Origin of the sequence: Lysinibacillus sp. FSL K6-4013 (assembly GCF_038630435.1) — a bacterium.
In the GTDB taxonomy this organism is placed as follows: Bacteria; Bacillota; Bacilli; order Bacillales_A; family Planococcaceae; genus Lysinibacillus; species Lysinibacillus boronitolerans.
The window spans coordinates 1909573-1932758 of sequence record NZ_CP152031.1; the positions used below are offsets into that span (position 1 = coordinate 1909573).

The following is a 23186-nucleotide window of genomic DNA, read 5'->3' on the forward strand; positions in this document are numbered from 1 at the left end:
GAAAGAATCGTCAATAAAGCAATGTTGTCGTGCCAGACTGCATAATGCTCAGGCGAAATAGATTAGAAAGGGTGAAAAATATGACAGAACCGATTGTACAATTGCAAAATTTATCGAAAACTATTCGAGGAAAGCAATTAATTCAACAGTTAAACATTGATTTATATCCTGGCCAAATTACAGGATTTTTAGGACCGAATGGAGCGGGGAAAACAACAACGATCCGAATGATGACAGGGCTTATGCATCCAACAGAGGGCAATGTCATCATCGATGGGCTTTCACTGAAGGAGCATTATGAGGAAGCCATTAGTAAGGTTGGTGTGATTGTTGAAAATCCAGAAATGTATAAATTTATGTCAGGCTATAAAAATTTACTACACTTTGCGCGGATGCATAAAAATGTAACGAAGGAACGAATTCAGGAGGTCATTCAACAGGTTGGGCTTGAAAATCGTATACATGAAAAGGTCTCTACGTATTCACTTGGTATGAGACAGCGTCTAGGATTAGCCCAGGCGCTATTGCACAGACCGAAATTTTTAATTTTAGATGAACCGACGAATGGTCTAGACCCTGCTGGTATTCGTGAGTTTCGAATGTACCTGCGTAAGATTGCTTCAGAAGAGGGCGTATCCGTCTTTGTCTCAAGTCACTTATTATCAGAAATTGAATTGATGTGTGATCGAGTGGCCGTGATTCAAAATGGGCAGCTGATTGATCTGCGCGATATTCATAATGAAAGCTCATCGTTTTATTATGTGGAGGCACAGCCAAAAGAGCAGGTGTCTGCTTATCTGGAACAGCATGACTTTACCTTTGTAGCAGAGAATCAAGGCTATGTGGTGGAAATGAAGAAAGAGGATGTCCCAGCTATGACTACACAACTAGTCCAAGCGGGTATTCAATTATTTGCTGTACAGCCACATCAGAAAACATTAGAGGATCAATTCTTAGAAATGACTGGAGGCGGACAAATTGCTGAAGCTAATTCAAAATGAGTGGATGAAATTATGGCATAAAAAAGGAACATGGGCAATGGTGGCCATGCTGATTCTTGTCATTCTTGTTCCTGCTGGAATCACCAAATATTATGAAGTAAAATCCCCGACGGAGGGCTCCTGGCAGGACATAGAGCAGGAGGCCATTCAATCCTATAAAGAGACGCTAGCAAGGGAAGATTTAACGGAGGAAGATAAGGCATACTTTCAAGAGCAGATGGCTATTTCTGAATATCGTTTAGCGAATGATGCACCAAGTCAAAAGGATAGTAGTCTTGCAAGCTTTATGTCCTTTACAAGCGGCATGCTGACGCTTGTTACTTTATTTACAGTCATTACCGCAGCTAGTATTGTATCGAGCGAATTTTCAACAGGGACGATTAAAATGCTCTTAACGCGTCCAATGTCACGTGCCAAAGTGTTAACGTCTAAATTACTGACAACATTCCTTTTTGGGTTGTTATTGTATGTGGTCAATGTTGTGGTAAGTGCGCTTATCGGCTTAATCTTATTCGGCATGGGAACAGGTGTCGAATTAGAAATGGTCAATGGACAGGTCGTTGAAAAGGCCGTATGGAGTGATTTAGCCTATCATTACCTATTATCTGGTGGCGATTTTGTGATGTCTACATTATTTGCCTTTTTGATTGGTTCTGTGTTCCGTTCAAGCTCGTTAGCAATCGGTTTAACGATGTTCCTTTCTTTTACAGGCGGCATGATTGTTATGTTCTTAAGCCGATACGACATCGTCAAATATATTTGGCTCACACATTCTGATTTAACACAGTATGAGCATGGTGGTGGCTCCATGATTGCTGATGTGACGTTGCCCTTCTCATTAACAGTACTTGCGATTTACGCAGTAGTTTTCCTTGTTATTAGTTATTCAACCTTTATGAAACGTGATGTCACTGCATAAGCTATAGAAGAACTGTGCCCTAATTTCGCATTAGGGTGCGGTTTTTTTGTTTGACATCACGAAATATTAAAAAAGTATTTATTTTTTTTTGAATTGCGCCTATAATAATAGCAACTTAGTGAAAACGCTTTTTTTTTACTAAAGTGGTCTAGACAACTATACCAAAGGGGGATAATGAATGTTTGCTTTCTTACAAAAAATCGGTAAGTCGCTCATGTTTCCAATCGCAACATTACCAGCAGCAGCATTACTATTGCGTTTAGGTTCAGCGGATATGCTTGGGGCCGTACCGAATGAAGCCATCCAGTACATTGCTAGTATTATGGCCGCTTCTGGTAATGCTATACTAGGGAATTTACCAATTATTTTTGCTATCGGTATTGCGATGGGGTTTGCACATGATAGTAGTGGCGGTGCAGCTCTAGCAGGTGCGATTGCGCATCTTGTTTTAGTCGCCGTTTTAGGGACTGTTAACGAAGAATTAAATATGGGTGTGTTTGGTGGTATTATTGCCGGTATTACGGCAGGCTTATTATATAACAAATATTATAATGTGAAATTTCCAGAATGGTTATCATTCTTCGGTGGACGGCGCTTTGTACCGATTATTACGTCCATCACCATGGCAATTTTAGGTAGTGTTTTAGCGATTGTTTGGGGACCAATTCAAGGTGGCATTGATGCTGTCGGCAATTGGATGATTGGTGCAGGATCACTTGGCGTAGGGATGTATGGCTTCTTCAACCGTCTATTAATTCCAGTGGGTCTACACCATGTAATCAATACAATTATTTGGTTTGATTTCGGTGAATTTACAAATGCTGCAGGCGAAATCGTGAAAGGGGATATCAACCGCTTCCTAGCAGGAGACACATCAGCTGGACATTTCCAAGCTGGTTTCTTCCCAATCATGATGTTTGGCTTACCAGCAGCTTGTTTAGCAATGTATTTTGCAGCGAAAAAAGAAAAGCGTCCAATCGTTGGAGGGATGTTCGTTTCCATCGCTTTAACAGCCTTTTTAACGGGTGTTACAGAGCCTATTGAATTTTCCTTTATGTTCTTATCGCCAGTTCTTTATGGTATCCATGCTGTATTAACAGGTATTTCATTGGCTGTGGCCTATCTTGTTGGATTCCGTGATGGCTTTGGCTTCTCTGCAGGCTTAATTGACTACTTACTAAACCTTGGTCTGGCAGATAAACCATTGCTCTTATTACCTTTAGGTTTAGGCTTTGGGGCGATTTACTTTGTAGTATTCTATTTCTTAATCAAAAAATTAGACTTAAAAACACCTGGACGTGAAGACGATGAGGATGAGGATGGCGAAGTAAATGCTATTGCTGATGATGTCGATTTACGTGCATATTATACAATTGAAGCATTAGGTGGAAAAGACAATATTAAGCAAGTGGATTATTGTACAACTCGCCTACGATTATTAGTACAGGATTCTGCTAGCGTCGATGAAAAAACATTGAAGCAAACAGGTGCAAGAGGCGTTATGCGTATCAGTAAAACCAATGTCCAAGTAATTATTGGGACATCTGTTGAGTTTTTAGCTGAAGCCATAAAAGAACGTTTGAAAAAAGGCAATCCAGCACCAGCCAATGCAGGACTTCCAGCTGCACAGCCTGTCATGGAAGAAACAGTGAAGAATGACACGATGACATTGCGTGATTTCGAAATGCCAATGACTGGCGATTTATTACCTTTAACAGAAGTGCCTGATGAGGCATTTTCAGCAGGCTTGATGGGTCCAGGTTTCGGGATTCGTCCGACAGATGGAGCAGTCTATGCCCCATTTGATGGTCAAGTAGTGATGGTGTTCCCAACAAAGCATGCAATTGGCTTAAAATCGGATACGGGCATTGAGGTATTAATTCATGTTGGCTTAGATACAGTCAAATTAAATGGTGAAGGCTTTGATCTGTTCGTTACAGATGGTCAAAAAATTAAGCGTGGGGATGCGTTATTAAAAGCAGACCTTGTACAGATTGAAGATCAAGTACCTTCTGTCATTACTCCAGTTGTCTTCACAAGCTTAATGGGGCAAGAGATTACACTTGAAAAGACTGGCTATCAACGAGCAGGCTCAACGAATATTATTACAATGAAGAAGTAACGACTAATGGGGCTGTTAGCTAAGGTGCACAGGGGCAATGAGCTATTGCAAATGGAACCTTTTCGACAGCCCTTGTTCAAGAAGGAGATGTTTTTCTTGAGTTTATTCATTCGAAATATCACAGTGGTGAATGCCAATGGGCGAGATGAGCAGGTAGATGTATGGATGAAGGATGGTAAAATTGCGCAAATTGCTCCTCAGCTTGATATCCACGATGTAGAACAGCTTGATGGTTCAGGGAAATTTTTATTGCCAGGATTTATTGATATGCACATTCATGGATCCGCTCAAATGGATACGATGGATGCTTCTGATGAAGGGCTTCATACGATGGCTCAATCCCTTTTAAAAGAAGGAACGACAAGTTTTTTAGCCACAACGATGACACAAAGCTATGACAACATTGAACGAGCTATTGAAAATGTGGCACAGTTCCAGCCACAGCCAGACGAAGCAGAGGTACTCGGTATTCATATCGAAGGACCTTTTGTCTCGAAGCAGCGCGCAGGGGCACAGCCTCTTGAATATATTGTCGAGCTAGATTTAGATATATGGTCAAAATGGCAGCAACTAAGTGGCCATAAAATTAAGCAAATTACGCTAGCACCTGAAGAACCAAATGGCATGGCAGCTGTACAAAGTATTTCTGCTAGCGGTGTCATTGTTTCAATTGGTCACTCGGATGCGACCTTTGAGCAAATGCAACAAGCGGCTCAATTAGGTGCCACACAGGGAACACACTTATACAATCAAATGCGTCCATTCCACCATCGAGATCCAGGTGTAGTTGGTGGTGTCCTGCTGCTAGATGCGATTAAGGCAGAACTGATTGTTGATTTTATCCATATGCATGAAGGTGCGGTGGAAATGGCTTATCGCTTAAAGGGAGCAGACGGGCTAATTTTAATTACCGATGCGATGCGCGCAAAGGGAATGCCCTATGGAGCGTATGATTTAGGCGGTCAAACAGTTCATGTGACAGAAGCAGGCGCTCATTTGTCAAATGGATCGTTAGCAGGCAGTATTTTAAAAATGGATCAAGCTGTACGGAATATGCATCACATTACGAATTGTCCGCTGGAGGAGCTTGTCAAAATGTCCAGCTTTAATGCTGCAGAGCAATTGAAGCTAGGTAATAAGGGTCAGCTTGTACAAGGCTATGATGCGGACGCGGTAATTTTAGATGAACATTTAAAGCTCCATCAAACGATTAAGGCGGGCAAGGTCCTATATGATGCAATGCAAGCTGACAATTGTCACTAATATGCAGAAGGTATACAAACATCTAGCATGAAACGATGGAAATGAAAAGGTGATAGAACATGAATACCTATTTTCAACAAGTAAATCGATATTTAACAATGGTGGCACAGCAGGAAAGCAACCAACTTATGCATATTGCCAAGCAAATTGTTAAACGTCTCACAAAGGGAGGCATTATCCAGCTCTTTGGCTCTGGTCATTCCATGCTATTAGCACAGGAATGTTACTACAGGGCAGGTGGCTTAGTGCCTGTTAAACCGATACACATAGAATCGTTAATGCTACATCAGGGTGCACGGCAATCCTCACAAAATGAAAAAAAACAGGCTTTTTTAGCCTCCTATAAGGATCAGCTGCAATTTGATGACCAAGATGTTTGTATCATCATTTCAACCTCTGCCAATAATCCAGCCCCCATTGATATGGCTATCTATGCAAAGGAAGCGGGCGCTTTGACCATATCACTGCAGTCGCTGGAATATCAGCACCAGCCATCGCGTCATCCGTCAGGCAAGCGTTTAGAGCAAGTAGTAGATGAAGTAATGAATACGCATGTGCCATTAGGCGATGGTGTGCTAACCGTTGACCAATTGCAATATGCCCCTGTATCAACGGTGCTAGGTGCGACTTTATTAAATGCTTTATTCGCTCAAATCATTGAGCTGATGCATGCACAGGGCGCTAGTGTACCAGTGTTTGGTAGCAGTAATTTAGGGGAAAATAATAACTATGCGCTTATTAATCAATATGGTCAGCGTATTCATTTCTAGGGTACAAAGGAGGATGCGTGGTGAAAGTAAAAAGATTTTCCGCAATGGATGATTTATATACACATGCAGTAGCGACCATCTTGGAAGCCAAAAATAATGGCGCCACAACGTTTGGATTAGCTACTGGTGGAACAATGGAACCGCTATATGCTAAAATCTGTCAAACAGATGTTGATTTTTCGCATTGTATTAGCTTTAATTTGGATGAGTATGTTGGGCTTGAGGCAACTCATAAACAAAGCTATGCCTATTATATGAATAAACATTTATTTAACCAAAAGCCATTTCTAGCATCGTATTTACCAGATGGATTAGCAGTAGATCCTCTAGTGGAAACAGCTCGCTATGAAGGATTATTGCAACAATATCCCTTAGATTTCCAGCTGCTAGGTATCGGTCAAAATGGTCATATCGGCTTCAATGAGCCTGGTACGCCATTTGCTTCTTTAACACATCTCGTGACACTTGAAGAATCTACTCGTCAAGCTAACGCGCGTTTCTTTTCTTCCATCGACGAAGTGCCAACACAGGCATACACGATGGGTATTCAATCGATTATGCGTGCAAAATGCATTTTGTTACTTGCAGTGGGAGAAGCTAAGCGTGAGGTGTTAGAGCGCTTGCTGTCTTCTGATTATACAGAAGATGTACCAGCAACTGCTTTATCCAAACATCCAAATGTGATTGTTTTAACAGACTTACAAGAAGAGGAGAATAAATTATGAAAACACAACAATTTACAGTAGTCGATCCTTTAGGTATTCATGCAAGACCTGCGAGCCAGCTTGTGGCAAAAGCAACACCATTTGCTTCATCTATAGAAATACGTACAGAAGAAAAAGCAGCTAACTTGAAATCAATCTTAGGTGTGATGGGATTAGCCTTAAAGCAAGGTTCACAATTTACACTTGCTGTAGAGGGGGAAGACGAAGAGCAAGCATTAGCAGCACTAACGACACTCATCACGGAAATGGGGCTTGCACAATGACACGACTCACTGGTATTGCCGCTTCAGACGGCATTGCCATTGCGAAAGCATATCGTTTCGTCCAACCAGATTTAACATTCGCTAAAACAACTGTTCATGATATCGAGGCAGAGCAGAAACGTTTAGCAGCCGCTCTTGCCAAAGCAGAGCAAGAACTGATTGTCATTCGACAGCAAACATTAGAAAAATTTAGTGCAGAAGAAGCCGCAATTTTTGAGGCACATTTATTAGTGGTTCATGATCCCGAATTAATTGGGCCTATCAATCAAAAAATTGCCGACGAAGCGGTAAATGCGGAGTATGCATTGCATGAAGTAACCTCTATGTTTGTGGCATTATTTGAAGGTATGGATGACGAATACATGAGTGCCCGTGCATCAGATATTAAAGATGTGACAAATCGCATATTAGCACATTTACTCGGAGTACATATTCCAAATCCAAGCAATATTAACGAACAGGTAATTATCGTAGCGAATGATTTGACACCTTCAGAGACAGCCCAATTAGATCGCAACTATGTTCTCGGTTTTATTACCGATATTGGTGGGCGTACATCCCATTCAGCCATCATGGCTCGTAGCTTAGAAATCCCAGCAGTCGTAGGGGCAGGGGTTGCTACGACAACAATTCAGGATGGCGATACTATAATTGTTGACGGTTTGACGGGTCAAGTCCTAGTGAATCCAAGTGCCGATGTGATTGCAGACTATCAGGAAAAGGCACAAAAATATCGTGTACAGCAGGCGGAATGGTCTACTTTAGTGAATGAGCAAACCGTTTCTAAAGATGGCGTGCATGTTGAGCTAGCGGCTAATATTGGATCGCCAAATGATTTGGATGGTGTATTGCGTCATGGAGCAGAGGGAATTGGCTTATATCGAACAGAGTTTTTATATATGGGCAGAGAAAATTTACCCTCTGAGGAAGAACAATTTACAGCGTATAAAACAGTCTTGGAAGGAATGAAGGGCAAGCCAGTTGTTATTCGAACACTGGATATTGGTGGCGACAAGCACCTGCCATATTTACCTTTGCAAGAAGAAATGAATCCATTCCTTGGTCACCGTGCCATTCGTCTATGTCTTGACCAGCAGGAGTTATTCCGCACACAATTGCGAGCACTACTGCGAGCATCTGTCTACGGAAACTTAAAAATTATGTTCCCTATGATAGCGACCATTCAAGAATTCCGTGCGGCTAAAGCCATTTTGCTTGAGGAAAAGGAAAAGCTGATAGCTGGAGGGGTTGCAGTAGGCTCTTCCATCGAGGTCGGGATGATGGTTGAAATTCCCTCGACAGCCGTAATGGCAGATATTTTTGCCAAAGAAGTGGATTTCTTCTCCATCGGTACAAATGATTTAATTCAATATACAATGGCGGCAGATCGGATGAATGAAAAAGTTTCTTATTTATATCAACCATATAACCCAGCCATATTACGTTTAATTCAAATGGTCATTAAAGCTGCCCATCAAGAACAGAAATGGGTAGGAATGTGTGGAGAAATGGCTGGCGATGAGCATGCTGTTCCACTATTGCTAGGCCTAGGCTTAGATGAGTTCTCTATGAGTGCTACGTCTATTTTAAAAACGAGGGCCTTGCTAAAGCAATTATCTGTCCCAGAGATGCAGACTTTAGCAACAGAGGCATTACAGCTAGCGACAGCTGAAGAAGTGCTGGAAAAAGTAAAGCAAGCTGTGAAATAAGATAGAACAAAAACCCATCTACTTATTGGTAGATGGGTTTTTAGCATGATGGGCTGAAAGAGTCAATGAATATCGGTATTTCTAATAAATCCTCCACGATGGCATCCGCTTGAACATGTTGCCATTGTTTATCTTTTTTCCAAATGCCCTTCATTCCCACATGTTGAGCACCTTTGACATCATTCACAGGATGGTCGCCGATAAAAACACATTCATGAGGAAGGACATTTAGCTTTTCGATGGCATTTAAAAACAGTTGAGGATCGGGTTTTTTCATTCCTGCCCATTCAGAAACTAAAATGACATCAAAATAATGTTCAATTGCTAATGCCTTTATAGTGTCCATCTGAAAATGCCCATAGCCATTCGTAATCATGCCTAAAGCCAACTGATCCCTTTTCAATTGTTCTAGCATAGGGATAAGGTTAGGAAAAGGGACACAGCTATATTTAAATTCGTTTAGGTAATCTTGAAGAAGTTCTTCCCACGTAATATGAACAAGATGAAATTCTTCTACTAATTGCTGGTAGACGCAATCCTTCCAAACGTAGCCTCGCTTATCTAGTTGGATAAAGCGAGTTATATACTGTTCTTTTGAAATACTACCTAATACCGACTTTAATCGCTCATATTGCTGCTCAATGAAGAATTCGATAGATGCATCTCTATTTAATAATGTTCCGTCTAAATCAAATAATGCTGCTTTCATCACATCTTTTTCACCTTCCTATTTGATCATAAAAAAAGTAGCTGAAGTTAGGCTTCAACTACTTTTTTAGTTCATTAGGCATGTTTTGAAATGATTTGCTGAAGCTTTGCTTGCAGTGTCGGTAGATCATGCATCGTAACCGTTGTGCGAACATAGCTTTCATCCATATCTAATGCTTCAGCAAAAAAGCTACCAATGCCTTTTACTTTGCGATCAATTTGCATGAAAATCTCTGCAGAATGGTTGGATTGAGAAAGGAAAACTAATTCAAGCTCATCTAAATGGCCTCTATATTGTCCAGTTGGTACAAATTCAAATTCCTGAACAAATGGATAGTAGCCACGGAAGCGTGAAGGAGCTTGTTCACATTCTGCTTCACGTAAACGGAAACCTAATCCACGAATCGCATCTAATATATGTCCTGCTAGTACTGTTGGCTCCACACGAATATAATCCTTATCACTCGGATCGACCGCATTTTTAATATCAAGGCCCGTTTGAATCCATACCTGTGTTTTGCCTGCACTAATCGGTGTTTCAAATGGCAATGTTAATGAAATAGGGAAGATTTTTTCCTCGCCCGCACCCAGTGTGAAAGGCTCTGTTACTTTCACCTTCTGCAGTGCGGCAACCTCTGTATGTTTGTGATCATTCGACTCACGGATATACGTCGTATTGACGGATAGGTAAATCGTGTCGACCTGTTGCTCCACTTGACCGCCCCGCACAACGATTTCCCCCTGCATGACCTCTCCAGCACGATAACTATCCTTCTCTAATCTTGTATCCACTGTCGCTGAACCTATACCAATACTTGCTAATGCTTTATGAAAAAAAGACATCTTTCATTCCTCCTACTGACATCGTTAGCTATACATACGCTTATGTTAAAAAAAGGTTTCAAGACTTACAAATTTTTCGCTATACTAGTTGAAAACGAAAGAGGGATGGCGATGGAAACAGAGTGGCTACGCACATTTATAGTGGCAGCACAAACCGAAAATTTTCGAGAAACAGCTGAAAAACGATTTATTACTCAATCAACCGTTACAAAGCATATCCAGCATTTAGAAAGGACATTGCAAACCCCCTTATTTGATCGACAGGGCAAACAAGTGACGTTAAATCGGCAGGGGGCTTATTTTAGTCAGCAGGCACAAAAAATCCTGTCCGCTTTAGATGAAGGGCTACATCAAATGGATTCCTTTGTAAAAGGCTACACCGCTAAACTTACGCTTGGCGTTGCTCCACAAATTGCGAACTCAACATTACCTGCCATCCTCACAGCATTCCAGTGCCGAAAGCCAACTACTCAAGTAGTGATAGAACTTTTAAAATCCAATGAAATCGGGGAAGCGGTGTTTACTGGTGTAATTGATATTGGCTTATCCAAATTAACCTCAACACGTGAGCTTCACACGGTGATGCTCGCACAGGAACCATTGCATTTAATTGCTCCTATTGCTAAAAAGGAATTGGATGCTTTCACCCTTTTACAGCAGGAAACGCTTCTTACACATGAGTATGCGCCCTATTGGGAGGACGTACAGCAGGTGCTACAGCAGTTTGCAAGCCATCAAACAATGCATATTAATCAAACAGAGGTGATTAAGCATTTCGTCAAACATGGTCTTGGTATTGCCTTGTTGCCTAAGAGTGTGATAGAAGCTGATTGTCAGCAACATCTTCTACATAGCTATTCGTTAAAAGAATTTTCCCATATTGTATCGGATACTTATTTGCTTACAAAGTATGTCTCAGCAGAATATGATGATTTTTTAGAAGCGTGTAATAGCGTGTATGGGTGAAGCAGCTTTCTGCACGGTTTATTCATAATGTACCTTTATACTATTTTAGTATAAAGGATAGATAGAGGGTGTTGATATGTATAGTATGTTGTCCACCATTAGTCAGTTTATTAGTGAGCCGATTACGCAATTTGTACAGGGCTATGAGCATTCTGCTTTGATGATGGCCATTCTTCTTGGCTTGATAGGCGCCTTTGCTCCATGTCAGTTAACGGGTAATATGAGTGCCATTACATTTTACGGCAATCGAACACTACAAAAGAGCAGTAATTGGCAAGAAATTATGTTTTTTATTGGGGGGAAAGTGGTTGTTTTTAGTGTGCTTGGGTTTTGTGCTTGGCTTTTTGGACAATCATTTGAAACAAAAATGACCGTTTATTTTCCAATCTTTCGTCAGGCTATTGGACCGATGATGCTGGTAACAGGGCTGGTGCTAATCGGTTTATTCAAATTAACCTTTCTACAACGCTTAACATCGTTGCTACCACCTGTAGTAAAAGAGGGGAAATTAGGCTCGTTCTTAATGGGCGCTAGTTTTTCGATTGCCTTTTGTCCCACTATGTTTGTCTTGTTCTTTGTGTGGTTAATGCCCCTTGTGGCAAGTACCTCCTATGGGTTGCTTCTACCGAGTATTTTTGGCATAGCGACCGCTGTACCGCTCATTATGATGCTTCTGTTGATCTATGTCTTTGATGCCAAGCGCCTTATCCTACGAAAGAGTATGAAGATGGGAAGGGCTATTCAAATGACGGCAGGTATCCTATTAATTTTAATCGGTTTAACGGACACTATTACTTATTGGGGCATGTAAGACATGTATAATAGAGTTAAAACGAGAAAGAGAGATACAGTATGACAGCTATATTATTATTTATCCTTGCAGGAATTGGCGAAATTGGCGGGGGCTATTTAATTTGGCTTTGGTTACGAGAGGGCAAACCTTTTTATTGGGGCATTATTGGCGGTATTGCACTTGCTCTGTACGGCGTTGTCGCAACTTTCCAGACCTTTCCAACCTTTGGTAGGGTTTATGCAGCCTATGGTGGGGTATTCATCGTGTTGTCTATTTTATGGGGGTGGGGCATTGATGGCAAAAAGCCCGATCATTTAGACTTTATTGGCGCAGGGATATGCTTAATAGGCGTCATTGTGATATTGCTGCCTCGCTCTTAGCAATGAAAAAGAGGCTGGGACAGAACTAGCTTCGAATAAGGAGAAAGGAGAATTTGAGTTCGCTCAAATTCTCCTTTCTCCATTTTTTACTATTTAATTTTATATGTTCTTGTTTGTTGGCCGTGTATTTTCGTAAATTCACGGCCAGTAATGCGAGCCCCATTTCGTTTTCTACCTTCGATTTTCCTCGTACAGAAAATCGAGTGAAACGCAAATTAGCCTTCAAGAATCCAAAAACTGGCTCCACGTCAATTTTGCGTTGACGATAAATGGTACGCGTTTTTTCTTCTGAAAGCTTTGTTCTTATATATTCTTTTTGTTGTTCCCATTTTTCATTCACCATCATTTTTCGATTGGTGCCTTCTTTTGCTTTTGTACATGATGAACGGAATGGACATCCTGAACAGTCCTCGCATTCGTAGATGTTGAACGTATGTTGGAAGCCTGTCCGATCATTCCGTACAGTTTGATTTTTCCATTCGAGACGTTTCTGATTCGGGCATGTATAGGTGTCTGTTTCTTTATCATATGGCCAGTTATCGGTGTTAAATTGGTTTTGTTTGTACTTTTTCTTTTGCTCCTTCTCATACATGGTATAGGGAATCAGTGCTTCTCGTTTTCTGTTCGAAAGGATCTCCTCATAGTTTTGTTCACTACCATAACCTGCATCTGCGACAATGTATTGCGGTAACTCGAAATAATGCTGCTCGATTTCATTTAGAAATGGAATGAACGTACGTGTATCCGTTGGGTTCGGAAAAATGCTGTAGGCAAGCGCATACTGACCTTCTGTTGCGATTTGTACGTTATAGCCTGGTTTTAGTTGTCCATTCTGCATGTAATCGTCTTTCATTCGCATAAACGTCGCATCTTTGTCCGTTTTTGAATAGCTGTTGCGTGTGTCAAAAATCTCAAAATCTTTTTCGTACCTCTGCTTACGAATCAGCCAGTCATGTACTTGTTTTAACAGTTGCTTTGGCGTTTTTCGTTCACTACGCAGCTGTTTCCGCATCCCGACATCATCCGTACTATCGATTTTTTGTGTATAGTCCTCGACCACTTCCTCTAACTTTTCAGCGATTTGCGTGAGTTCTTCCATAGAAAGCTGCTCCTCATCTTCACGTTGCAATGCTGGTATAATTTGTTTTTCAAGTAGCTCATTATACAATTGATTCGATTTTTCAACGAGATTGTGATGATGTTTTTCCACTGCTTTCTTCCAAACGAACGTGAATTTATTGGCATTCGCTTCAATCTTCGTACCATCAATAAAAATGGCCTCTTGATCGATGATTTTTTCTTGGACAAGCTGGACACGGAACTGCACAAAACACTGGCGAATGAGCTCTTTCATATCGGGATGAACACGGAAACGATTGATCGTACGGTAGCTTGGTTCATACCCTTGGGCCAGCCACATCATCCGTATACTGTCTTTGGTTAGGTCTTCTATTTTACGGCCAGAGAAAACCGATTGCGTGTAGCCACATAAAATAATTTTAAGCATCATGCGTGGGTGATAAGATGGGCAACCTGTTTGGCGTTGAAAGGAGTCGAAGGTTCTCTCAGGAATACTTTCGACTAAATGATGGATGGCAAAAGCAATATCATTTTCTTGTAATGGAACTTCTAAATCTAGAGGCAAAACTAATTGATTCATGTTATAATTTTTGAACATAAGGATCCTTCTTTCCTGTAAAATTTTGTGTGGTAACTTTATTTTATCAGAAGTGGTCCTTATTTTTATTCAATAATTATTGAAAGCCGTTGAAATTTTACTCATCGTAAAATTTCAACGGCTTTTTCAGCTCAAAGGTGGGTTTTGTCCCACCCTCTTTTTAATCTATTTTTTACGAGCTATAAAGCGCAGCCGATAATAATCAATGACCCATTCATTCTGTTGATAACAAGTTGGCTTTAATAATTCCTCACATGTCGCGTAAACCTGCTCTTTTTCATCAGCCTTTAAGTGCTGAAGAAGATTTTCACTAAACATGACCAACCAGTTGCGAAGCCCATCCTGCCCTTGAAGTGGTGTAGGGCGTTTATAGAGTGTGATATTCTCGACCTGAAAGCCTGCCTTTTCTAATTTTGATTGATATTCCTCGACGCTTGGAAAATACCAAGGGAAATAGTGGTCGATATAGGGAAATTGTAAAGTTTCCATACTTTTTTGCAGAGCCCAAATGATAGATGCAATATTGCCTTGTCCACCCATTTCAGCAACAAAGCGTCCACCGTTCTTCAGTGCACCATAGACATTTTCAATAACTACATCAGGTTCCTTCATCCAATGAAGTGCGGCATTGGAGAAAACGGCATCAAATTGCTGAGAAAAGTGCATCGCTGTAGCTTCCATCGTTTGAAAGTTAATGGCAGGATATTTTTGCTGAGCAGCTAAAATCATTGTAGCCGACGCATCTACTCCGAGCACAGAAGCTCCAAGTGCTGATATGTCATTAGCCAAATCTCCTGTACCACAACCCACATCTAAAATATGTTCATTTTTTTGCGGCGCTAGTAGATCGACTAAGCTTGTACCCAATTTTGACACGAAATCATGCTTTTCATCATATAAATGAGCATTCCATTTTGTTTTTGTTGTCATCCTCTTTCATCTCCTTTAGTAGAGCATAGCAAAGGAGGTCATCCAACAGAAATGCGAAAAATCATGAATTTTGATTCCAAATTGGAATGATAGCTTTCTCTCCAACAGCTAGCTTTACACGCTATCAAATTTCCGATCCGATAAGGGATTAAAATTATTTTATACAACACATAGTCAAGGTAGTAAGAAATGGTGTTTCCACAAAAATTTTGAATAAAATAAAAAGGTAGCTGATGTTGTTTTCAGCTACCTTTTGCTATGGTTAAAGCTTTGTTAATGTTTTGCCACTCCAGCCAAACAAGATCGTTAGAATTGGTCCTAGTAAACAGAAGAAGGTGAATGGTAGGTAATCCAGTGTGGAAATACCGAGGACACTTGTGATAAAAATACCACAAACACTCCAAGGCACAAGAGGGTTGACGACCGTACCTGCATCCTCCATGACGCGTGAAAGGTTTTTTGGTGCAAGCCCAACCTTTGCAAATTGTGCCTTAAAGGCCTCACCAGTTAATAGAATGGATAAGTACTGTTCACCGATCAATGTATTAACACCGATGCCTGTGATGGCAGCACCTGTAATAACAGAACCAGCACTTTTAAATAAGCTTTCGACCTTCGCTAAAATGCTTTGAATAATGCCTAGTGTGAATAAAAGGCCACCCATTGTTAAAGCAAGTAAGACAAGCGCGATTGTAAATAGCATACTATTCATCCCACCACGAGTGAGCAAGGCATCTACCTCTTTATTACCAGTTTGAGAGACATAGCCATCAAACAGAATTTTGAAGACATCCGAAGCGGGAACTGGGTCAAGTAAAGAGCCAAGACCTACTCCAATAATGGACACAACAGCCAATGTAATGACTGCAGGTGCCTTGTAAAAAGTCATGATTACGAGAACAACAATTGGCAATAATGTATACCAATGAATAAGTCCTGTAGACAGTAAACCCCCTTTAAATTGCTCCACTGTCTCAAAGGATGTAGCAGCTCCTGTTGGGGAGATAATAGCATAGAGCACAAAGGAGATAAGAAAAGCAGGGATGGTTGTCCAGCCCATATTTTTAATATGCTCAAAAAGGTCTACACCAACTGTACCAGAAGCAAGATTGGTTGTATCGGATAATGGAGACATTTTATCACCAAAGAAGGCCCCAGAAACAATCGCTCCAGCTGTAATGGTTAGCGAGATATCCATAGCTCCGGCAATGCCCATAAATGCTACACCAACCGTTGCGACAGTTGTCAGAGAGCTTCCAATTGAAATACCAACGATACTACAAATTAAAAACACGATAGCAAAGAAAAAGTTTGGCGACACAATTAAAAAGCCATAATAGATAAGGGTTGGGATCGTTCCACCCATAATCCAGCTGGAAATTAAAATGCCAATAAAAAAGAAAATAAAAACGGCGCCAAGTCCAGCGCTAGCACCAGCAATCATACCACCCTCAAGATCGCGAAAGGGTACTTTTTTCAGTAATCCATAAGCCAGTAAAATGGCAATCACCAGAAAAATCGGGATATGCGGTGTAGCCTTTAAATAGCCAATACTATAAGCCATTGTGGCAATAATTAAAATAGTGATAAAGCCTGCCTCAAGAAATCGAGGGTTACTCTTTGCTTCTATTCGAAACATGTGAATCCTCCTAATAAATACTTCTGCGCTTCAACGCGGTGAAGCCCAAAAGTATTATAGCACGCTAATATTTTTTGTCAATTGACTGAAAATTGGCGGTCTCAATGAAAGAAATCATCCCAGGCATTTTTTCAAAATCAATAAACAGGTCATGACAAAGTCCATCGAAAAACCATATAGAAAATGAACTTCTCCTAAAACTAAAACATGATTAATGCCGCTAATTTTGAGGTGAAATTAATAGCTTTCGCATTACCAGTAGCTTGAAGAAAATCATCGCCTATCATTAATAGAATAAAAAATGAACCCGTACCTGGTCCAAAAAAAGCCTATAGCCACAAATGCACCTATATAGGCTAAATTTTGGCTGTACTAGGCACACGCTCTTAATATTGCTGTCCCCAATCTTTTTTAAACATTGTATAAGCAGCTACAAGGACGAGCATAACAAGCTTAAGTGGTTTTAAATAGCAGGGGATACAAGATGGATGGTAAATGCACCGAGAAAGGACCCCACAAAGATAAAGGGGACGATTTTTCCGATTTTCTTGCTATCTACTTTACCTGCACGCCATTACTAATGGTATTGGCCAGTTTATTTGTGGCAAATGGCTGTACTTGGGGTAAACCAACAGCCATTAATGTAGGTAAGGAGATAAGTCCACCGCCAGTAGTAATACTATTGTGAGTGAAAGTAAATCCATATCCATTAATATGCTCCCATCTTTCATCATCGCGTACTGTGAAAGTCAAAAAATAACAATGAAATCCCAGCATTTTCATGTAAATTTCGTTTACAATTCCTTAACATTTCACAAGGTAAACAAATCAGCAAAAAAAAGTTTATTTCAAGTATTTTTATAAAAATAAAAGAAAAAATGGTCATTTTTAAAGAAAAAATAGTGATTTTTAATATTTGATTTCCAACGTTTACAACTTGGGAAATAGCTTAAAAATAAATGTGGCAAATTTTATATTACAGTTTTGTAAAATCAACATCTGAGTGTTTAAAATTTTGTAGAATTGTGTAAATGTTTTGTTATGATGGTTCAGAAATCGACAATATTTTTTCAACAGGAGGAACAGGATGTTCAACTCAAATAAGCAAGATCCATTTTTTCAGTCATTATTAAAAATCGCGAAAAACGTGAATGAGGGTATTTATTATGCTCATAATGCTCGTATTCAAGATATAGATGCGCTCAAAGAAATTGCAGATACAATGAAGCAATACGAAACAAGTGGCGATAAATTAATCCATGAGCTCATCGTTATGCTGAATAAATCCTTTATGACGCCAATTGAACGTGAAGATATTTTAGCATTAGCAAACAAACTAGATGATGTAATTGATGGAATGGAAGGCTGTATTGCGCACTTCAATATGTACAACCTAACAGAAGTAACAGAACCAATGCGCCAATTCCTCACATATATTGCGAAAAGCACGGACGAAATGGTACAAGCCATGGAACTGTTAAATAGTAAAAAGCTTGTGGAAATGCGTAAACATGCTATTCAAATTAAGGACAATGAACGTGAATGTGATGAAATTTTCCGTTCTTCAATGAAGCAATTATTCATCCAAGAAAAAGACCCAATGCGTTTGATTGTTTTCAAGGATATTTATGAGCAATTTGAAGACATTGCAGACTGCTGTCAAACAGTAGCAAACACAATTGAAACAATAATTATGCGTAATGCATAAGATGGAGTGTACGAAATGGATACGATCTTATTAATCACCATATTAGTCGTTATTTTCGCACTTGTGTTCGACTTTATTAACGGCTTCCATGATACAGCAAATGCGATTGCTACTTCTGTATCAACCCGTGCCTTAAAGCCACGTACAGCAGTTTACATGGCAGCGGTTATGAACTTCGTCGGAGCCATTACATTCGTTGGAGTAGCCAAAGCCTTAACAAAAGATATTGTGGACCCATTTTCTTTAAATGCCTATGATGGCGATATTACAGGTTCTGTTGTGATTTTAGCAGCCTTATTATCTGCCATTACATGGAATTTATTAACATGGTATTTTGGGATTCCATCAAGTTCTTCTCATACATTAATAGGTTCTGTTGCAGGGGCAGCTATTGCCGCAGCAGGATTTGATATTTTGAACTATGCTGGGTTTATTAAAATTCTTCAAGCACTTATTTTTTCACCATTACTAGCGTTCGCAGCTGGTTTCCTGATGATGACATTATTAAAAGTCATCTTCAAAGATATGAATTTATATCGAACGAATAAAGGCTTCCGTACAATGCAAATTGGGACAGCAGCCTTACAATCCTTTACACACGGGACAAATGATGCGCAGAAGGCAATGGGTATTATTACCTTGGCGCTAATCGCCGGCGGCCTACACCAAGGAGATGATATTCCTTTCTGGGTACGTTTTGCTGCAGCAACTGCGATGGGTCTTGGTACATCTGTCGGTGGGTATAAAATCATCAAAACCGTTGGCGGAAAAATTATGAAAATCCGCCCCGTAAATGGGGTAGCGGCAGACTTAGCTTCTGCATCGATTATCTTTGGTGCCACATTAATCCATTTACCAGTTTCTACAACACATGTTATTTCTTCATCCATCATGGGTGTCGGAACAGCTCACCGTGTTAAAGGCGTTAAATGGGGGATGGCACGTAAAATCGTCACAACATGGGTCATCACGATGCCAATCTCTGCTGTCATGGCGGCATTGATTTACTATATTCTAAGTTTATTTTTCTAGTTCGCTAAGGAATGCACAACCACAGTGCATTCCTTTTTTTGTGCTGGAAAACGGATCTGGGTGATAGAATCGGCAAAAGTGGCGGATAGCCCTGTTAAAGTAGCGGATAGAACCGGCAAAGTGGCGGAAAGCCCGGACAGTAGCGGATAAAACCGGCAAAATGGCGGATAGCCGGGACAGTAGCGGATAGGAGCGGCAAAGTGGCGGATAGCCAGGTTAAAGTAGTGGAACCGGCAAAGTGGCGGAAAGCCCGGACAGTAGCGGATAAAACCGGCAAAGTGGCGGAAAGCTCAGTTAAAGTAGCGGATAAAACCGGCAAAGTGGCGGAAAGCCCAGTTAAAGTAGCGGATAGCCCCACACAAGTCGCGGATAGCGCGGGCAGGAAGAAAAACTGCTTCGATGAAATCGGTAGCCTCCTCCCCTTGTATAAAGTGCGGATACGCTCTAAGGTAATTATAAAGAAAGTGTAAAGTTCGGAGAAAATCGTTTTTTCCGTAGTAAGGTGAATGCAGGAGGAAAATGATGAAGGAAAAGTTACTACTGATTGAGGATGATACAGCGATTGGGCGTATTGTGAAGGATACGCTAGAGCAGGAAGGCTATTATGTGACATGGGCTACTACGGGCCTTGAGGGACTGGCAGATTTTCAAACGCAACCTTTCGATTTAGTGCTAGTGGATTGGATGCTGCCAGAAATGGATGGGTTAACGGTTTGTCAAAATATCCGTTGGGAGAGTGATGTGCCGATCCTAATGATGAGTGCTCGCAAGGAAGATGCGGATAAGGTGGAGGGCTTGCAGGGGGCAGACGATTATATCGCTAAACCATTTAGCTTAGAAGAATTAAAGGCACGAGTTGCCTCTCATCTTAGACGCTGGCGACGCTACCATAAGCAAGACGTGATAGAAGAGCATACTGCCTATGCGAATGGATTAACAATAGATTGGCAACGACAAATAGTATGTGTTTATCAGCAAGAAATTGCATTAACTCAAAAGGAGTTTGCTCTTGTTAGGCTGCTAGCTAAAAATCCGAGTCAAACCTTTACAAAAGAGGAACTGTATCAGCATATTTGGCAGCAAGCAACGTTAGAGGACACTCATACTGTCACAGTTCATATTAAGGCACTACGAGAAAAGCTCAAGGATTCTGTGAAAAACCCAAATTTTATTCAAACCGTGTGGGGTAAGGGCTACCGTTTTATTGGTGAACCATTATGAAAATAAAAGCGTGGTTACTAATCATGTTTTTTATTGTAATGGTATTACCCATAGTAGGAGCTTATAGCCTTTATGTGTGGATTAATGCTTATTACCAAGATAAAAATGTGGCGGAGTTCTTTGACAAGTGGACAGAGCTAAATCAGGTAAAAGATGTCGTTGACAATCCAATGCTTTATCAAAAAAATGCCAATCTTAAAGAGGTTGAGGATCTTACCAATGAGCAGCTGGCGATTACCCTCTATACGAAATCTGGCTATGTTTTATATTCCTCCAACCCTTTGCTAACGGGCTATGTAGGGAAAGAGCGCATGTTAAATGGTTTATATGATTTACAGCAAGCATACAACGCCTTTACATACAAGGAGCCTGTATATCTAAAAGGTGATTTGCTTGGCATCTATGAAATTCAATTAATACGAACAGATTGGGTAAAGGGTGTAGAAAAGCGTTCATGGCTTGTCATCGCAAGCACGATCCTGTTGTTTCTTATCATTTATTTAACTGTCATCTTGTTGCTTCATCGGAAACTGAATCGGCCATTAGGTGAACTGATGCAGCACATGCGTAATTTTGCGAAAGGTCAGCATGTTAAATCAACTCTAAGCGTAAGAAAAGATGAGATTGGCGCACTCGCCAAAACATTTGAGGCGATGCAGGATGAAATTGAAAAGACTCGGGCTTCTTTAAAAACGGAACAACAGCAAAAAGAAATGATGATTGCAAGTATTTCCCATGATTTGAAGACGCCCCTTACAGCCATTCAAGCCTATGCGGAATCTTTACAAACTAAAGGCTTAACAGAACAGCAGGAGGCAGAATATCAGCAGGTCATCGTTACGAAGGCAGATCGGATGAAGCATATGCTAGAGGATTTAATGATGTTTACATTACTTCAATCAACAAACTATACATTAGAGCTTATTGCTGTGGATGGAGAAGAATTTTTTGACATGGCCTTGTCTGACTATGAACCTTTATGTGAAGAACAAGGATTTACATTAAAAGTATGCTGTGCCGTGGATGGGCTCTATGCTGTGCATCCTAAACAACTTCAGCGTGTCATTGATAATTTATTGAGCAACGCATGGCGTTATGGGGAAAAGGGGACAACAATCGGCTTAGCCGCAGTCAATGCTGGAAATAATCCCGAATGGGGCTTTGATTTCTTGAAGTCTGCTTTAACCAAGCAAGAGGGAATGTATATAATTGTGCAAAATCACGGAAGAGGCATACCACAGCAGGACATTGTAAAATTATTCGAGCCAATGTATCAAGCAGATTATGCGAGATCAAAGGCTGGTGAACGAGGAACAGGACTAGGCTTAAATATTACAAAACAAATTATTGAAAAACATGGTGGCACTGTCGAACTGCTTTCTAGAGAGAGCATTGGAACAGCGGTAATTTGCTGGCTACCACCTTATAAAGGAGTAAATGAATGATGAATTGGAAAAGATCTTGCCGAGCAGCAGGCTTAATTGCTGTAATGACATTTAGCTTAGTGGGCTGTAACTCAGAGGCATCTTATACACCTCAGGAAATTATCGACCAAGCCCTTCAAGAATCCAAGGAGCCACTCACTTATTATGGCGAATATACGTTAGATATGGGAGAGCTAGGTGGCAAAGCTCAAGTGAAGGAATGGGTAAAGGATAGCAATAGACGGATAGAAATGACAGGTGATAATGGTGAACATGTTATCACAGTCAAAAATGATGCTAAAGTGATTAGCTATGATGTCACTGAAAAGACAGCCTACACAATAGATTATTCACAACATGAATTAGATGGCTTGCAATCACCGAAAGATCAGGTACAGCTTATTTTTAATATGGTTAAGGATACCCATGATATTAAAATAGCGGGAGAAGAGAAGGTTGCAGGTAGAGATACGTATAAAATCGTGGCAAAGACGAAGAAAACGGAATCGTTATTTGGAGATATCGAAGCATGGATTGACAAAAAAACTTGGCTGACATTAAAAATGAAGACAGATAGTGCAGGGAATCATATGATCACTGAATATTCTAAGATTAATTTTGGTGAAAAAATAGATGATCAACAATTTGCGCTAGATCTACCAAAGGATGTAACGATTCAGGAAATTAGCGGCCAGGACACTTCAGAATCTATTTCATTGGAGGACGTCAAGCAGCAGCTTGAAAAGTTTTTATTAGTGCCAGAAGTAAATGGTCTTACGTTAGATAACATATCCATGGTCAAAGGGATAGAGGAACGACCAGAATACTCTTTCGATTATGTTTTAGATGGAGAGTTAGCTTTTTTTGTCACAATTTTTAAAGCAGATGCGAGTGTTGCAGATATTGGCCCCATTCTAAATGAAAAAGAAATAGATATTCGAGGACAAAAAGGCACTGTTATGGATAGTGAAAATTTCCGCTCCCTTGCTTGGCAAGAAAACGGCTACCAATATAGTATGGTTGGGCAAAATCCAGAATTAACAGTTGAGGATCTTTTAAGCTATGCGCAACAAATGACCGTTGTACAATGAG

Annotated in this window: 23 protein-coding genes; 17 read left to right on the forward strand and 6 right to left on the reverse strand. The window is 40.5% G+C overall.

Going from position 1 to position 23186, the window contains the following annotated elements:
- The first annotated feature begins 80 nt into the window (after positions 1–80).
- The 8 genes from MHB39_RS09160 (at position 81) to ptsP (ending at position 8772) form a co-directional block, all read left to right on the forward strand.
- On the forward strand, positions 81–1001 hold the full coding sequence (locus tag MHB39_RS09160) for an ABC transporter ATP-binding protein (protein WP_036081385.1): 921 nt from the start codon (positions 81–83) through the stop codon (positions 999–1001).
- Positions 979–1920 carry an ABC transporter permease gene (locus MHB39_RS09165; protein WP_016994648.1) on the forward strand — a complete coding sequence of 314 codons (942 nt, stop codon included), beginning with the start codon at positions 979–981 and terminating at the stop codon, positions 1918–1920. Before MHB39_RS09160 ends, MHB39_RS09165 begins: the two co-directional genes overlap by 23 nt.
- A 178-nt stretch (positions 1921–2098) precedes the next feature.
- Positions 2099–4042 carry an N-acetylglucosamine-specific PTS transporter subunit IIBC gene (gene nagE, locus MHB39_RS09170; protein WP_342546396.1) on the forward strand — a complete coding sequence of 648 codons (1944 nt, stop codon included), beginning with the start codon at positions 2099–2101 and terminating at the stop codon, positions 4040–4042.
- Between the two features lie 96 nt (positions 4043–4138).
- Entirely contained in the window at positions 4139–5305 is a 1167-nt protein-coding gene (nagA, locus tag MHB39_RS09175) for an N-acetylglucosamine-6-phosphate deacetylase (RefSeq protein ID WP_342546398.1), read from the forward strand.
- Positions 5306–5364: 59 nt separating this feature from the next.
- On the forward strand, positions 5365–6075 hold the full coding sequence (locus MHB39_RS09180; RefSeq protein ID WP_342546399.1) for an SIS domain-containing protein: 711 nt from the start codon (positions 5365–5367) through the stop codon (positions 6073–6075).
- A gap of 20 nt (positions 6076–6095) precedes the next feature.
- Entirely contained in the window at positions 6096–6800 is a 705-nt protein-coding gene (locus tag MHB39_RS09185) for a glucosamine-6-phosphate deaminase (protein ID WP_081977536.1), read from the forward strand.
- Entirely contained in the window at positions 6797–7063 is a 267-nt protein-coding gene (locus MHB39_RS09190; RefSeq protein ID WP_066037445.1) for an HPr family phosphocarrier protein, read from the forward strand. Before MHB39_RS09185 ends, MHB39_RS09190 begins: the two co-directional genes overlap by 4 nt.
- Complete coding sequence (gene ptsP / locus MHB39_RS09195; RefSeq protein WP_048390361.1) at positions 7060–8772, forward strand: phosphoenolpyruvate--protein phosphotransferase; 1713 nt, start codon at positions 7060–7062, stop codon at positions 8770–8772. The genes MHB39_RS09190 and ptsP overlap by 4 nt, the downstream gene beginning before the upstream one ends.
- Positions 8773–8812: 40 nt before the next feature.
- On the opposite strand, the gene MHB39_RS09200 is transcribed toward ptsP, so the two are convergent.
- Entirely contained in the window at positions 8813–9484 is a 672-nt protein-coding gene (locus tag MHB39_RS09200; protein ID WP_054550899.1) for an HAD family hydrolase, read from the reverse strand.
- A gap of 71 nt (positions 9485–9555) precedes the next feature.
- Positions 9556–10323 carry a sporulation protein gene (locus MHB39_RS09205; RefSeq protein WP_342546402.1) on the reverse strand — a complete coding sequence of 256 codons (768 nt, stop codon included), beginning with the start codon at positions 10321–10323 and terminating at the stop codon, positions 9556–9558.
- Between the two features lie 111 nt (positions 10324–10434).
- Between MHB39_RS09205 and MHB39_RS09210 the strand changes: the two genes are divergently transcribed.
- From MHB39_RS09210 to MHB39_RS09220, 3 genes are all read left to right on the forward strand, one after another.
- Complete coding sequence (locus MHB39_RS09210; RefSeq protein WP_342546404.1) at positions 10435–11289, forward strand: LysR family transcriptional regulator; 855 nt, start codon at positions 10435–10437, stop codon at positions 11287–11289.
- A gap of 76 nt (positions 11290–11365) precedes the next feature.
- A complete protein-coding gene (locus MHB39_RS09215; protein WP_312124855.1) occupies positions 11366–12100 on the forward strand; it encodes a sulfite exporter TauE/SafE family protein in 735 nt (244 codons plus the stop codon).
- Between the two features lie 41 nt (positions 12101–12141).
- Entirely contained in the window at positions 12142–12462 is a 321-nt protein-coding gene (locus tag MHB39_RS09220; protein WP_036081358.1) for a YnfA family protein, read from the forward strand.
- Positions 12463–12487: 25 nt separating this feature from the next.
- Here MHB39_RS09220 and MHB39_RS09225 read toward each other — a convergent pair whose 3' ends face one another.
- The 4 genes from MHB39_RS09225 to MHB39_RS09240 all read right to left on the reverse strand — a co-directional run bounded on the left by MHB39_RS09225 (position 12488) and on the right by MHB39_RS09240 (position 17462).
- Positions 12488–14140, reverse strand: coding sequence for an IS1182 family transposase (locus MHB39_RS09225; RefSeq protein ID WP_339280866.1), 1653 nt, complete (start codon positions 14138–14140; stop codon positions 12488–12490).
- 165 nt (positions 14141–14305) lie between these two features.
- Positions 14306–15070 (reverse strand): methyltransferase domain-containing protein, encoded by a 765-nt coding sequence (locus MHB39_RS09230; protein WP_342546408.1) that lies wholly within the window; start codon positions 15068–15070, stop codon positions 14306–14308.
- A 262-nt stretch (positions 15071–15332) separates the two neighbouring features.
- Complete coding sequence (gene nhaC, locus MHB39_RS09235; RefSeq protein ID WP_342546409.1) at positions 15333–16709, reverse strand: Na+/H+ antiporter NhaC; 1377 nt, start codon at positions 16707–16709, stop codon at positions 15333–15335.
- Between the two features lie 555 nt (positions 16710–17264).
- Complete coding sequence (locus tag MHB39_RS09240) at positions 17265–17462, reverse strand: hypothetical protein (protein WP_238542977.1); 198 nt, start codon at positions 17460–17462, stop codon at positions 17265–17267.
- A 334-nt stretch (positions 17463–17796) separates the two neighbouring features.
- Here MHB39_RS09240 and MHB39_RS09245 point away from each other — a divergent pair, with 334 nt between their 5' ends.
- From MHB39_RS09245 to MHB39_RS09270, 6 genes are all read left to right on the forward strand, one after another.
- Entirely contained in the window at positions 17797–18417 is a 621-nt protein-coding gene (locus MHB39_RS09245; RefSeq protein WP_036081351.1) for a DUF47 family protein, read from the forward strand.
- A gap of 15 nt (positions 18418–18432) precedes the next feature.
- Positions 18433–19449, forward strand: coding sequence for an inorganic phosphate transporter (locus tag MHB39_RS09250; RefSeq protein WP_004229076.1), 1017 nt, complete (start codon positions 18433–18435; stop codon positions 19447–19449).
- Positions 19450–19649: 200 nt separating this feature from the next.
- Positions 19650–19919 carry a hypothetical protein gene (locus tag MHB39_RS09255; RefSeq protein ID WP_342546414.1) on the forward strand — a complete coding sequence of 90 codons (270 nt, stop codon included), beginning with the start codon at positions 19650–19652 and terminating at the stop codon, positions 19917–19919.
- 52 nt (positions 19920–19971) lie between these two features.
- Positions 19972–20670: a response regulator transcription factor gene (locus MHB39_RS09260; protein ID WP_202341843.1), complete on the forward strand. Its 699-nt coding sequence runs from the start codon at positions 19972–19974 to the stop codon at positions 20668–20670.
- Positions 20667–22115: a HAMP domain-containing sensor histidine kinase gene (locus MHB39_RS09265; protein WP_342546415.1), complete on the forward strand. Its 1449-nt coding sequence runs from the start codon at positions 20667–20669 to the stop codon at positions 22113–22115. Before MHB39_RS09260 ends, MHB39_RS09265 begins: the two co-directional genes overlap by 4 nt.
- Complete coding sequence (locus tag MHB39_RS09270) at positions 22112–23185, forward strand: sigma-E factor regulatory protein RseB domain-containing protein (RefSeq protein ID WP_342546417.1); 1074 nt, start codon at positions 22112–22114, stop codon at positions 23183–23185. Before MHB39_RS09265 ends, MHB39_RS09270 begins: the two co-directional genes overlap by 4 nt.
- Position 23186: the final 1 nt, after the last annotated feature.